This is a genomic window from Afifella marina DSM 2698, from assembly GCF_900102695.1.
Lineage (GTDB): Bacteria > Pseudomonadota > Alphaproteobacteria > Rhizobiales > Afifellaceae > Afifella > Afifella marina.
On record NZ_FMVW01000005.1, the window covers coordinates 191001 to 204381 of the forward strand.

Below are 13381 nucleotides of genomic sequence, written 5' to 3' on the forward strand. Positions count from 1 at the left end.
GTCAAGCGGCATCTTTTTTGTTGCGCTCGGCCCGTTTGCGATCGTTCGGATCGAGGATCGCCTTGCGCAGACGGATCGATTGCGGCGTGATTTCAACCAGTTCGTCTTCGGCGATGTAGGACAGCGCCTGTTCCAGGCTGAGCTTCAAGGGCGGCGTCAACAGCACGGCATCATCCTTGCCCGCGGAGCGGATGTTGGTGAGCTGCTTGCCTTTGAGGACGTTCACCTCGAGATCGTTGCCGCGCGAATGTTCGCCCACGATCATGCCCGGATAGACGGCCTCGCCCGGGCCGATCATCATCGAACCGCGGTCCTGAAGATTGAACAGCGCGTAAGGCACGGCGGCGCCGGTGCCGTTGGAGATCAAGACGCCGCGCTGGCGGCTCGGAATCTCGCCGCGCCAGGGCTGCCATTCATGGAAGACGCGGTTCATGATCGCCGTGCCGCGCGTGTCGGATAAAAGCTCCGGCTGATAGCCGATAAGCCCGCGGGTCGGGACATAGAAGACGATGCGGGTGCGGCCGCCGCCCGAAGGCTGCATCTGCACCATCTCGCCGCGGCGGGTCGACAATTTGTCGATGACGACGCCGGAAAACTCGTCGTCGACGTCGACCGTGACCTCTTCGATCGGTTCCAGCGCCTCGCCATTCTCGTCCGTCCTGTTGACGACGCGCGGCTTGCCGATGGTCAGCTCGAAGCCTTCGCGGCGCATGGTCTCGATCAAGATGGCGAGCTGCAATTCACCGCGACCGGCGACCTCGAAGGCGTCCTTGTCGGTCGATTCCGTGATCTTCAGCGCAACGTTGCCTTCCGCTTCACGCAAAAGGCGCTCGCGGATCACGCGGCTTTGCACCTTGGAGCCCTCGCGCCCGGCAAGCGGCCCGTCATTGATGCGAAACGACATGGAGAGCGTCGGGGGATCGATCGGATGAGCGGCGATCGGCGTCGTCACCTCCGGATCGGCGAGCGTATCGGCGACGGTCGCCTCGCTCATGCCGGCGAGAGCGACGATGTCGCCGGCCTCGCCCTTGTCGATCGGCTGACGTTCCAGGCCGCGGAAGGCGAGAACCTTGGAGACGCGGAAGTTTTCCACGACGTCGCCCTTGCGCGACAGCGCCTTCACTGTCTGGCCGGGCTTTATCTCGCCGGAGCGCACGCGACCGGTGAGGATGCGGCCCAAGAAGGGATCGGCTTCGAGCGTCGTCGCCAGCATCCGGAACGGGCCTTCCTCGGTGGTCGGCGCGTTGACGTGACGCACGACGAGATCGAGGAGCGCATCGATGCCCTGATGCTGGCCTTGCGGCGTCTCCGCCATCCAGCCCTGCTTGGCGGAGCCATAAAGCACGGGGAAGTCGAGCTGCTCTTCGGAGGCGCCGAGGGCGGCGAAGAGATCGAAGACCTCGTTGAGGACATAGTCGGGGCGGGCATCGCCCTTGTCGACCTTGTTGATGACGACGATCGGCTTCAGCCCGGCGGCGAGCGCCTTGGTGAGCACGAATTTCGTCTGCGGCATCGGGCCTTCGGCCGCGTCCACCAGGAGGAGGGCGCCGTCGACCATATTGAGGATGCGCTCCACCTCGCCGCCGAAATCGGCATGGCCTGGCGTATCCACAATGTTGATGCGCGCGTCGTTCCAGACGAGCGACGTCACCTTGGCGAGAATGGTGATGCCACGCTCGCGCTCCAGCGCGTTGGAATCCATGGCGCGCTCGGCGACACGCAGCCCCTCGCGAAAGGAGCCCGAGCTCTTGAGGAGCACGTCGATGAGCGTCGTCTTGCCATGATCGACATGCGCGATGATGGCGATGTTACGAAGAGTCTTTGTCATGAGGGCCTTTATATGTGCGCCGCCCATACTCCATTCCAGTCATGGAAGACAGGGGTTGTGGCGCAAACATCGTCCGAAGCGCTGAAAAGGCGCCTCAGAAAGGCCCTTTGACACATTTTTTCGGATTTTTCACGCGCCGCTTAACACCTCATTGAGGCTTCTTGCAGGTTTCCCGAAAAATGCAGCGCATTTTAATCGCTTCGTGCTTTTTTGGAGCGAAGATGCAAGCCACATGACGGCTCAAAGCGACAAAAGAAAACGTCATCGTAAGGCGTTAACTATGCTCGGACGACATCGAACAAGAGGCTCGCGGTGGCGTCGCGACGAAGACGGCGCGACGGCGGTGGAATTCGCGCTGATTTCGCCCCTCCTGATCTTCATGATGATGGGGATCGTCGAGCTCGGGCTTTATCTTTCGGCGGAAAGCGTGCTGGAGCATGCGAGCTATACCGCGACCCGGCTGGGGCGCACGGGCTACACCGATGAAGAGAACAAGCGCTCCCGCGAGCAGACGATCCGTGCTGCCCTCGAGGGCGATGCAAGCGTTCTGATCGACCCGGCCAGGGTCAAGATCAGCAGCCGCTCCTTCACCGATTTCGACGAAATGACCGCAGGCCCAGAGCCGTTCATCGACGCCAACGGCAATGGCGTGCGCGATGATGGCGAGAACTACACCGACCTCAACGGCAACGGCAAATACGACGACAATGCCGGCACGCCGGGTTACGGCGGAGGCAAGAAGGTCGTCGTCTACACCATCACCTATCCCTGGAAGTTCATCACGCCGATGATCGGCTCAATCCTCGGCGGCAGCGACAACACCCTCGATATCACCGTGCATGCGGTGGTGAAGAACGAGCCTTTCTGATGCGACCGATCCTGAATCTGGCATGTGGGATATCACGGCGGGTGGCACGCCGAGTATCTGCGCGTTTGCGCGCCCTCCGGCGCAACGAGGCGGGTGTGGCCGCGCTCGAATTCGCGCTTTCGGCGCCCTTCCTTGTGATCCTGACGCTCGGCGGCTTTGAAATGAGCCGCTATATCCTGGTGCAGCAGAAGGCCGACAAGATGGCCTTCACCGTCGCCGACGCCGTGGCCCGCGACAAGACCCTCACCTATTCGATGGCCGACCAGCTGTTCCAGGCGTCGACCGAGTTGATGAAGCCGCTCGATTTCAGCGACCACGGCCTCGTCATCCTGAGCGCCGTCGCCCGAGACAGCGATGAGACCAAGATCCGGGTCAAATGGCAGTGCAAGGGCGGCGGGACACTCGATGTGGCGAGCCGCATCGGCGATATCGGCGACATCGCCGACGTGCCGGGCGACCTCACGCTCGATCCCAAGGATTATCTCATCATCACCGAGGTGTTCTACGAGTGGACGCCGACGTTCGGCAGCTACTTCTTCGGTGACCACGGTATCTACAAATACGCCATGTTCCGCCCCCGTCTGGGGCAGCTGACGACGACAGCGGGATGTTCGTGATGTTGTGTTCTCTCCGTCGCCTCTTTCACCGCTATCTGCGCCGGGAAGACGGTTCCGTTGCGCCGCTGATCGGGTTCTCGGCGCTCGGGCTGATCGCCCTGATGGGCTTTGCCGTCGATGTCGGGCGCGCGCAGTTCGTTCAGGCGAAGCTCCTGAATGCCGCCGATGCCGGCGGGCTTGCGGCCGGATCGCGGATCAACTCGACCAATGTGCAGGAAGAGGTGGAGCAGTTCGTCCGGGCGAACTTTCCCGACGGCTATGCGGATGCCCATATCGTCGACGTCAAGGCCTCGGTGAATGCGGCGCAGACCACGATCACCGTGAATGCCTCGGCGAAGGTGCCGACCACGTTCATGCGCCTCCTCGGCTTCAAGTCGCTGACGGTGAGCGCCTATTCGGAGGTCACGCGCGAGATGGGCGGGCTCGAAGTCGTGATGGTGCTCGACAATACGGGCTCGATGTTGGGTACGAAGCTTTCGTCTTTGAAAAATGCCGCTAACGAACTGATTAATATATTGTTTGGAGACGATTCAGTCGGCCAAAATCTTTATGTTGGTTTGGTGCCCTTCTCGCAGGCCGTCAACATTGGTCCGGCCAATTCATCATGGCTTAGCCCTGATCCGAGCACGAAAGACTTTGCTCAATCCGAAGGATATCATTGGAACGGATGTGTTGAGGCTCGCCCCGACGGAGAAGATGTGACTGATACTCCGCCCACGCGCGGCAATGAGTACCTATTCGCACCTTATTGGTGGCCTTATCCAACGAATTATTCGTCTACCAAACGCAATGAAACTGTGAACAATTGGGCGCGATCTATAACCACGCCAGGGGCATGTACCCGCCGTTGCGTAGAATATTTTTGGTTTATTTGTACTAAATATGAAGAGACGTGCGAACCTGATGATGTAGATGTTATCTACAATACTCCTTTTAATGAAGATTTTGGACCAAACAAAAACTGTCCTCAGGAGCTTACGCCTATGACCTCTTCTAAACAGTCGATACTCGGAGCTATTAATTCAATGAAGGCTGTGGGCGGTACTCATATCAATCTCGGCGCGGTGTGGGGTTGGAGAATGCTTTCCCCAAGCTGGCGTGGTCTCTGGGGAGGTGACATGGCTGCCCATGGCTTACCGCTCGACTATGATAACGAGCTGATGGATAAGGCCGTTATTATCATGACAGATGGCCAGAATACCGAATATGGAAAACAGAATTCAAATCCCGATGTTTATTTTTATTCGGCTTATAAAACGTTGCCCGATGACATGTTAGGCACAACCTGGGACGCCAATGCGGCCGCAGGCGAGCTGGACGATCGTCTCGAAGCCGTATGTACTTCGATGAAGAACGCTGGTATTTTGGTTTATACTATTGCTTTTGGTAGTGATGTCGACAACTCAACCAAGTCAATGATGCGGCGTTGTGCCACCCAGTCTGAATACTTCTTTGATTCTCCATCGAGCTCGGAACTCACCACTGCGTTCAAACAGATCGGCGACTCCCTTTCCGAACTTCGTGTCAGTCGTTGATCGGGGTTCGTTCGGCTCCGCCCGCGGGATTTCGAGTCGCTGCTGCCGGGGCGGTTGGGTGCGCCCCGCAGAAAGTCTTCGCAACGACCTATTGCGGCACGGCGGGGCCGGGGCCGCGGCTTGGTGGTGAGGCGGGCCCGGTGGCGCCGCGGATCATCATCAGCTCGTCGATGTTGTCGACGGTGATATAGCCGATGAAGCGGCCGCCTTCGGTGCGGCCGGCCAGGCTGATGCCGCCCTCCACGACGCCGACCGCCGGCGCCATGCCGGCCTGGAGACGTTTCAGCGCATCGCTCAGGCGGGCGCGCGCGGCAATCACCGGAATATCGGTCGTCATGACATGCAGGACGGGGGCGTCCGGCCCTTCCGCTGCCAGCTTTTCGATCAGCGTCGCGCGCGTGAGGATGCCGCGCAGACGGCCGCTGCCATCGACGACCGGGAATTCGTGCTGTGTCGTGCGCAGAAGGAGTTCCGCCGCGTCGCCCAAGGTGGCGGAAGGGGCGAGGGATTCGAACTCGCTGATCATGGCATCGCGCACTCTGAGCCCGCGGGCGGCATCTTCGAGGCCGACGGAGCGCGCTTCCGCATTGCCGGCGAAGAAGATGAAGGCGGCGATGAGGAGGAGGATCGGATTGCCGTAAAGGGCGAGAAAGCCGAAGCCGACCGCAATGCCCTGGCCGATGCGCGCCGCCATCGTGGTGGCGGCCGGGCGGCTCAGCCTGAAGGAGAGGGCCGCGCGCAGGACGCGCCCGCCATCCATCGGGAAGGCCGGAATGAGATTGAAGAGGGCGAGGAAGAGATTGACGCCGGCAAGGCGTGCCAAAAAGCTCACCTGCGGATTGTCGAGCGAGGCGAGCGAGGCCGTATCGACGGCGCCGCCGAGCGCAAGGATCAAGATGGCGGCGATGACGATGTTGACGGCCGGGCCGGCGAGCGCGACGAGGATTTCCTCGCGCGGATTTTCCGGCATGCGTTCAAGGCGGGCGAGCCCGCCGATCGGCAGAAGCGTGATGTCGGGCGTCTTGATGCCGTAACGGCGCGCCGTCAGCGCGTGGCCGAATTCATGCGCCACCACGCAGGCGAAGATTGCCAGGATGAAGAGCACGCCGCCGATGGCGGCGGCAGCCCCGCCCATCTGGTAATGCGCAAAGCCGATCCACGCCAACAGAAGAAAGAAGGTGGCGTGGATGCGGATTTCCGAGCCGAAGAGCCGGCCGATGGGGAAGGACCAGGACATGACGAATAGATGGTCCCGGTCCCTTCAAATTGCAAAGAAATGCGGGCTTTCCGTCAGCCTTTCAGGCGGTCGCGCATACCGAGCGTTCTCAGGCGCAGGGCGTTCAGGCGGATGAAGCCCGCCGCATCGCGCTGGTCGTAGGCGCCGCGATCGTCCTCGAAGGTGACGAGTTCGTCATTGTAGAGCGATTGCGGGCTCGCCCGGCCGATGACGATGACATTGCCCTTGTAGAGTTTCAGGCGGACGGTGCCTTCGACCTTCTCCTGGCTCTTGTCGGCGAGCGCCTGGATCATCTCGCGCTCCGGTGCGTACCAGAAGCCGTTGTAGACGAGCTCGGCGTATTTCGGCATCAACTCGTCCTTGAGATGGGCGGCGCCGCGGTCGAGCGTGATCGATTCCATCGCCCGGTGGGCTTCGAGAAGAACGGTGCCGCCCGGCGTCTCGTAGATGCCGCGGCTCTTCATGCCGACGAAGCGGTTTTCGACGAGATCGACGCGGCCGATGCCGTTGTCGCGGCCGAGATCGTTGAGGGCCGCCAGAAGCTCATGCGGCTTCATCGCCTTGCCGTCGATCGCAACGGCGTCGCCGTTCTTGAAGGCGATCTCGATGATGGTCGCCTTGTCGGGCGCTTCCTCAGGGGAGACGGAGCGCTGGAAGACGTAGGCCGGCGGCTCCTCGTTCGGATCTTCCAGGACTTTGCCTTCCGATGAGGAATGCAGGAGGTTCGCATCGACGGAGAAGGGCGCCTCGCCGCGCTTGTCCTTCGGCACGGGGATCTGGTTCTTCTCGGCGAACTCGATCAAGTCGGTGCGTGACTTGAAGTCCCATTCGCGCCAGGGGGCGATCACCTTGATGTCGGGGTCGAGCGCATAGGCGCTGAGCTCGAAGCGCACCTGGTCGTTGCCCTTGCCGGTGGCGCCATGGGCGATCGCATCGGCGCCGGTCTCGTGGGCGATTTCCACGAGCCGCTTGGAGATGAGCGGGCGGGCGATCGAGGTGCCGAGAAGATAGACGCCTTCATAGACGGCGTTCATGCGGAACATCGGGAAGACGAAGTCGCGGACGAATTCCTCGCGCAGGTCCTCGATGTAGATTTCCTTGATGCCGAGCATCTCCGCCTTCTTGCGGGCCGGCTCGAGCTCGTCGCCCTGACCGAGATCGGCGGTGAAGGTCACCACCTCGCAGTCATAGGTGACTTTCAGCCATTTCAGGATGATGGAGGTGTCGAGGCCGCCGGAATAGGCGAGCACCACTTTCTTGACGTCGGAAGCCATGGAAATCCGCTTGTTGCGCAGGGTTATGATCGGCCGCGCACTATAGGCCGGGTGCGGTGCGGTGCAAGACGTGAGGCGCCGGCTTGATGTCGATGAAGACGCGGCCTGCGGCCTTATGTGCGGGTGGAGAAGACGAACCGCGCCGCCGCGTTGAGCCTGCGCCCGAGAGTGGTGAGGGCGGCGGTGACCCCGCGATCGATCTCGGGTTGGAACCGGTAGAGCACCGGCAGGCGCAAAACGATCATGACGAGGAAGGTGACGAGCCAGGCGACGAGGATGTCGCTCAAGAAATGCCCGCCCATGGCGAGGCGCGTCCACGAGACGATGAGGAGAAGCGCGAAAGTCGCGAGGAAGACGGGCAGGCGCCAGGCCCTCGGCACGACGAAGACGAGCGCGATCAGCCAGAAGGCGGAGGCGGCTTCGCCGGAGGCGAAAGAGCAGTTGGAATGACAGGTGCCGGAGAGATCGCCGACCCGGGCGAACACCTCTTCGCCGCCGAATTCGAAGAGGTGGCGCGGGCGCGGGCGCGCCGAGAAGGTCTTGAGAAGGCCGTTGACGAGAAGCCCCGGCCCAATCGCCAGGACGAGATAGAGGAAGACCGGCTTGTGCGGGCGCACGAGCATCGGCCTGTCCGGCCATAGAAGTCTGGCGAGGAAGGGCAGCCCGATGGCGATGCCGATAAAGATTTCGAGGCCGCGGCCGACATTGCGCCAGAAGGGCGGTGCGCCCGTCACCGTGAACCCATGGCCGCTATCGAAGAAGAGCCTGGCGACGGCGAGATCGATGGCGGGAAAGGCGGCGAAGACGAGAAGGATCGCAAGAAGCGCGATGAGCGCCGTCATCGTCGGGCGGCTTTTCACGAAGTCGATGGCGCCGGCCGCGGGCATCAGCCGCAAAACCGGCGCAAAAAACGGGTGGCGCGTGACAACGGCAAGAGGCATGAATGCGGTCCTCAGGAGACGCGTATGGACTTTCTTCCTTCGCTGGCGGTCATCGCCACCTTCACCTTCGCGGCCGCCGTGCTCATCATTACGCCCGGCCCCGATATGACGCTGTTTCTCAGCCGCACGCTGACGCAGGGACGCGCGGCCGGACTTGCCGCCATGCTGGGCGCGACTTCGGGCCTCGTGGTGCACACGATGCTCGCGGCCTTCGGGTTGTCGGCGCTCCTCGCCGCCTCGCCAAAGGCCTTCCTCGCGGTGAAGATTGTCGGAGCGCTCTATCTTCTCTACCTCGCGTTCCAGGCGATCCGCCACGGTTCGGCTTTGACCCTCGATACGAGCCTGCGCTCCAGACAGCCGCTCGTGAAGAGCTGGCTTGCAGGTTTCGGCATCAATCTCCTCAATCCGAAGATCGTTCTGTTCTTCGTGACCTTCCTGCCGCAATTCATTTCGGTAAACGACCCGCACGCCTCTGCCAAGCTGGCGTTTCTCGGATCTTATTTCATCTGTCTCGGCGTTCCTTCCTGCGCAGCAATGGTGCTCGCGGCCGACCGCGTTTCCGGCACTTTGCGCCGTTCGCGCAAGATCTCGCGCGCGATCGACTGGCTGTGTGCCAGCATTTTCGGCGCCTTCGCCTTCCGCATCCTCCTGGCGCGCGGGCAATAAGACGGTTGTGTCTGCGGCCATGCGGAAAATTCCCGAGCTCTCGACGCCGCGCCTAACCTTGCGACCATTGCGGATCGATGACGCTGGCGCCATTCAGAGCAGATTTCCGCAGTTTGAAATCGTCCGCTATCTGAACGCGGTGGTGCCGTGGCCCTATCCCGAGGACGGGGCGCTCACCTATCTCCGCGACGTGGCGCTGCCGGCGATCGAGGCCGGGCGCGAATGGCACTGGACGCTGCGCCCGAAAGTGGGGCTGGACGAGCTGATCGGCGTGATCAGTCTGAAGCGGGACAGCGGCGACGATCATCGCGGCTTCTGGCTGGCACCCGAATGGCAAGGGCAGGGCTTGATGAACGAGGCGGCCGAGGCCGTCAGCGCGTTCTGGTTTGAAACGCTCGGCGAGCCGGTGCTGCGTGTTTCCAAGGCGGTCGCGAACCAACGCTCCAGGCGTATCTCTGCGCGCGGCGGCATGCGCCTCGTCGCGGTGACGGAGCGCAATTTCGTCAGCGGCCGGCTGCCCTCGGAGGTCTGGGAAATCACGCGCGAGGAATGGCGTGCGCAGCGCCAGAAGGCGACGCACGAAGAAGGTCGAGAGAGAGGCTAGTTCTGTCTGCCGGCATCCTTTGCCGCGAGCGCGCCCATGGCCGACCAGTCGAGGTTTTCTCCGCCATGGGCGAGAAGCCGCAGGAAGCGGTCGTGCAAGAGGCTTGCGATCGGCAGGGGAACGTTCAGGGCATCGCCCGCCTGTAAGGCGAGATCGACGTCCTTCTTGCCGAGGGGTGCTGCGAAGCCGGCCGGCTCGAACTTCTCCTCCACGATGAGGCCGCCATAGGTCTGGTAGACGGGGGCGCCGAAAATCGTCGAGGTGAGAAGCTCCAGATAGGCTTTCTTGTCGATGCCGCCTTTGTCGACGAGGGCGATCGCCTCGCCGAGGGATTCAATCACCGAGGCGATGAGGAAATTTCCGGAGAGTTTTACGAGGCTTGCGCCCTTCGGCACCTCGGATATGGCGAAGGTGCGCTGGCCGATCGCGTCGAAGAGCGGTTTGGCCTTTTCGATCGCGGCCTCGGCGCCGCCGGCGACGACGAAGAGCTTGCCGGCGGCGGCCATTTCCGGACGCCCGAAGACGGGCGCTGAAAGAAACGCCTGGCCTTTTTCGGCATGGGACGCGGCAAGGCGCTCCGCCATCGCGACGCTGATCGTGCTCGACGAGATATGGAGCGCGCCCTTGGAGAGGTTTTCCAGGATGCCGTCGGTGCCGTCGACGATTCCTGCGAGCGCCTTGTCGTCCGGCAGCATGGTGAAGACGGCTTCGCCGCGGCAGGCGTCGGCGATCGTCTCAGCGACGGTTGCACTATCTCCGGCAAGGGCTTCCGCCTTGGAACGCGTGCGGTTGTAGAGCGTGACCTGGTGACCGGCGGCGATGAGGTTTTTCGCCATGCCGGTGCCCATCTGGCCCAATCCGATGAAGCCGATTTTCATGTTCGAGCCTTTCCGTGCGTCGCTGATGCGGGGATGATGCCGAGGCGTCCGTGCGTGCGCCTATCTGGCCGTGCGCCTTTATCTGGAGCGGGGAGGCGGACTGCCAACGCCGCCCATGATCGGTGAGGATGACTGGCGCGAATGACCGGCGCTGCCTGACGGCATCGCGACATCAGCTCATGCGGGGATCAGGTGCGTCTGCGGCCGCCCTCTCCGGGCGGAGCGCCGCCTCTTCCTGCAGACGGCTCACGATCCAATCGCGAAAGGCGCGCACCTTGCGGGGCGGACGGCGGGTCTCGGGATAGACGAGGTAATAGGCCCAGTTGGAGGAGGCGGCGAGGGGAAAAGGCTGAACGAGGCGCCCCGCCGCCATCTCCTCGCGGAAAAAGGCCGGTTCGAGAATCGCGACGCCCTGGCCGGCAATGGCCGCGCGGGCGGCGAGATGCTGGGACAGAAGATGCAGGCCCGAACGTTCCTCGATGTCGCCGGCCTCGATACCGGCGAGGCGGAACCAGTCCGTCCACCAGGAATCCGACGGATCGATCAAGGGAAGATCGAGAAGGTCTTCGGGCTTCGGCGCAGGGCCGAGACGCGCGGCGAGCGCCGGGCTCATCATCGGCGAGAAGGCGATGTCGCGCAGCTTGTGGCTGGTGAGGCCCGGCCAGTCGCCGCGGCCTGCCCGGACGCCGACATCCACGGCATCGCGGGCGAAATTCGTGAAATGATTGCTCGTCTCCAGGCGCACCGCGATTTCAGGGTGGGCGAGCTGGAAGATGCCGAGCCGGGGTACGAGCCAGGTCGCGGCAAAGGTGATGACAGCGCTGACCGAAAGAATGCCCTCGTTGGAGGTGGCAAGGGCGGAAAAGCTCTCGCGCAGACCGTCGAAGGCCCGCTGCACGGCGGGCGCGAGCCGTGCGCCCGCCTCCGTCAGCTCGACGCCACGGGCCCGGCGCACGAAGAGGTGCGTGCCGAGACGCTCTTCCAGAAGCTTGATCTGATAGCTGACGGCGGCCTGCGTCATGGCGAGCTCTTCAGCGGCCGCCGTGAAGTTCAGATGCCTCGAGGCGGCTTCGAAAACGCGGATCGCGGTTACGGGAGGAAGCGATAAAGGCATAAAGACACCTTATTACGGACCGCCGATTATTGGTTGGATCGCGGTGCGGAGCAAGCGCTAGACATGGGCATCACATCAGGAGATGCCGGCGATGTCCGTTCAAACGCTCACCGGCGGGCGCCCGGTTCGGCGCGTCCGCTGGGTTGGTTTGCTCATGCGAAAATTAATGGCTTGGCGGCAGAAGCAGGCCTTGCTCGATCTCGACGACATGCCGGAGGCGCGGTTGCGCGATCTCGGCTTTCTCGACGGGCGGGCGCACGCGCCGCGCAATCCGATGCGCGATTGAGGGGGGTGAGGGCGTGCTCCGCCCTGCGCGTCCGGAGGCCTTCAGGCCGCGAGCGGGTAGGCTTCTTCCATGATGTAGGGTCCGCCGCCTCTGGAATCGCGCGAGGAGAGAAGCACGAAACGCCCGACCTCGAAGGGCGGCGTGCGGAAATCGCCGCGCAGCGCCAGATAGGCGGCCACATCACCCTGGCTCGCCGTCTTGAGGCGCGCGAGCGTCACATGCGGGCTGAATTTGCGCCGGTCTGGATCGAGGCCGAGACGCTGCAGCCGGCGTTCCAGGTCCGCCTGCAATTCGCGAAGCTTGTCGCCGGCGGAGACGCCCGCCCAGACCGAATGGGGCTTGCGCCCGCCAAACGTGCCGAGGCCCGACAAGGAGAGTTCGAAACCCGGCCGGCTCACCTGCGCCAGCGTGCCCGCGACCTCGTTCGCGGTGCGGTGGTCGACATCACCGATGAAGCGCAGCGTGATGTGGTAGTTCTCCGGATCGATCCAGCGCGCCCCGGGCAGGCCGCCGCGCAGCAGGGACAGCGAGAAGGCGATGTCGGAGGGAAGCTCGAGCGCCGTGAAGAGGCGGGGCATGACGGTCTCCCATGCGGGGCCCTCGGGCCGGTTCGGCAGCGCCTTGCGAATCACGCATGGGCACCGCGACTGCTCCCTATTCTAGGGCCAGATGGGGAAAGGAAAGAAGAGGACCGAAAAGACCTGTCCGTGACGCCATGCCCGATCTCAGAGACGGACAGGGCAAAGCCCGGACAAGAAAAAGGCCCGGACAAGAAAAAGGCCGGACTGACCGGCCTTGAAGGTGTTACCTCTGGGGGATTGAACCTACTCGGAACAATATTCGGCGGAACCGGAGTTCGGGGGCTGGGGGCGAACCGTCGCCCCGGCTCCGTCGAATTATCTGAGGCAGTGTCAAAGTCGCTTTCCAGAGTGGCGTGCGAAGGGCTGAATTCCGGCGACAATATGAAATTTCTTTCCCGCAGCACGACGTTCAACCAATCTAGCCTTGCCTGCCTGGCGTGATTGCCGCTTTAATGAACGGCCATCAGGAGGCTTGCTTGAGCGAGACAGACGACGGGTCTAAGGCCGCGCTGCGGACAGGTTTCGCAGCGCATTCGAGCGAGAAGACGAGCGGGCATTCGTCGATGCATCCCGGGGCGCATTCTGGGACGCATTCCGGCGGGAAGCCGGGTGCCAACAAAGCGCCTGTCGCCTTCCACCGCACCGAGCTCGACGTCATCCTCAGAGTTTACGGACGACGCGTGGCCGAAGGCGAATGGCGCGATTATGCCATCGACCATATGGCGGATCGGGCGATTTTCTCGATCTTCCGGCGCGCCAGCGAAATGCCGCTCTACAAAGTCGAAAAGGTGCCGGCCCTCGCCCGCAAGCAGGGCGCCTACCGCGTTGTGGCGACCGGTGGCACGATCCTCAAGCGCGGCCACGATCTGGCGCAGGTCCTGAAGATTCTCGACAAGCCGAAGCTGAAGCTCGTTTCCGGCTGAGCGTCTGGCGTCCCGGGAGGGCCAAGCCT

The 13381-nt window shown here is 62.8% G+C and carries 13 protein-coding genes; 6 read left to right on the top strand and 7 right to left on the bottom strand.

The window, feature by feature from the left end; translation table 11 throughout:
• Nucleotide 1: 1 nt before the first annotated feature.
• Nucleotides 2-1828, bottom strand: coding sequence for a translational GTPase TypA (typA, locus tag BLP76_RS12205; RefSeq protein WP_092813315.1), 1827 nt, complete (start codon nt 1826-1828; stop codon nt 2-4).
• A 343-nt stretch (nt 1829-2171) separates the two neighbouring features.
• Between typA and BLP76_RS12210 the strand changes: the two genes are divergently transcribed.
• From BLP76_RS12210 to BLP76_RS12220, 3 genes are all read left to right on the top strand, one after another.
• Nucleotides 2172-2696: a TadE/TadG family type IV pilus assembly protein gene (locus BLP76_RS12210; protein ID WP_170130475.1), complete on the top strand. Its 525-nt coding sequence runs from the start codon at nt 2172-2174 to the stop codon at nt 2694-2696.
• Nucleotides 2697-2791: 95 nt separating this feature from the next.
• Complete coding sequence (locus BLP76_RS12215) at nt 2792-3313, top strand: TadE/TadG family type IV pilus assembly protein (protein ID WP_170130474.1); 522 nt, start codon at nt 2792-2794, stop codon at nt 3311-3313.
• Nucleotides 3304-4848 carry a pilus assembly protein TadG-related protein gene (locus BLP76_RS12220; RefSeq protein WP_092813323.1) on the top strand — a complete coding sequence of 515 codons (1545 nt, stop codon included), beginning with the start codon at nt 3304-3306 and terminating at the stop codon, nt 4846-4848. Before BLP76_RS12215 ends, BLP76_RS12220 begins: the two co-directional genes overlap by 10 nt.
• An 88-nt stretch (nt 4849-4936) precedes the next feature.
• Here BLP76_RS12220 and BLP76_RS12225 read toward each other — a convergent pair whose 3' ends face one another.
• The 3 genes from BLP76_RS12225 to BLP76_RS12235 all read right to left on the bottom strand — a co-directional run bounded on the left by BLP76_RS12225 (nt 4937) and on the right by BLP76_RS12235 (nt 8300).
• Nucleotides 4937-6085: a site-2 protease family protein gene (locus BLP76_RS12225; RefSeq protein WP_092813326.1), complete on the bottom strand. Its 1149-nt coding sequence runs from the start codon at nt 6083-6085 to the stop codon at nt 4937-4939.
• A 53-nt stretch (nt 6086-6138) separates the two neighbouring features.
• Nucleotides 6139-7359: an argininosuccinate synthase gene (locus BLP76_RS12230; RefSeq protein ID WP_092813329.1), complete on the bottom strand. Its 1221-nt coding sequence runs from the start codon at nt 7357-7359 to the stop codon at nt 6139-6141.
• Nucleotides 7360-7472: 113 nt separating this feature from the next.
• The gene (locus BLP76_RS12235) at nt 7473-8300 is read right to left on the bottom strand and encodes a phosphatase PAP2 family protein (protein WP_092813331.1); all 828 of its coding nucleotides are present in this window, start codon (nt 8298-8300) and stop codon (nt 7473-7475) included.
• Nucleotides 8301-8324: 24 nt separating this feature from the next.
• On the opposite strand from BLP76_RS12235, the gene BLP76_RS12240 reads away from it, so the two are divergent.
• A complete protein-coding gene (locus tag BLP76_RS12240) occupies nt 8325-8966 on the top strand; it encodes a LysE family translocator (RefSeq protein ID WP_092813334.1) in 642 nt (213 codons plus the stop codon).
• A 19-nt stretch (nt 8967-8985) separates the two neighbouring features.
• Nucleotides 8986-9570, top strand: coding sequence for a GNAT family N-acetyltransferase (locus tag BLP76_RS12245; protein WP_092813337.1), 585 nt, complete (start codon nt 8986-8988; stop codon nt 9568-9570).
• On the opposite strand, the gene BLP76_RS12250 is transcribed toward BLP76_RS12245, so the two are convergent.
• The 3 genes from BLP76_RS12250 to thpR form a co-directional block, all read right to left on the bottom strand.
• Nucleotides 9567-10448: an NAD(P)-dependent oxidoreductase gene (locus tag BLP76_RS12250; protein WP_092813340.1), complete on the bottom strand. Its 882-nt coding sequence runs from the start codon at nt 10446-10448 to the stop codon at nt 9567-9569. The two genes, BLP76_RS12245 and BLP76_RS12250, sit on opposite strands and share 4 nt — an antisense overlap.
• A 172-nt stretch (nt 10449-10620) precedes the next feature.
• Nucleotides 10621-11562, bottom strand: coding sequence for a transcriptional regulator GcvA (gene gcvA, locus BLP76_RS12255; protein ID WP_092813343.1), 942 nt, complete (start codon nt 11560-11562; stop codon nt 10621-10623).
• A 327-nt stretch (nt 11563-11889) separates the two neighbouring features.
• The gene (gene thpR, locus BLP76_RS12260; RefSeq protein ID WP_092813770.1) at nt 11890-12426 is read right to left on the bottom strand and encodes an RNA 2',3'-cyclic phosphodiesterase; all 537 of its coding nucleotides are present in this window, start codon (nt 12424-12426) and stop codon (nt 11890-11892) included.
• Nucleotides 12427-12992: 566 nt separating this feature from the next.
• On the opposite strand from thpR, the gene BLP76_RS12265 reads away from it, so the two are divergent.
• Nucleotides 12993-13352 (top strand): DUF2794 domain-containing protein, encoded by a 360-nt coding sequence (locus BLP76_RS12265; protein ID WP_092813776.1) that lies wholly within the window; start codon nt 12993-12995, stop codon nt 13350-13352.
• Nucleotides 13353-13381 lie beyond the last annotated feature (29 nt).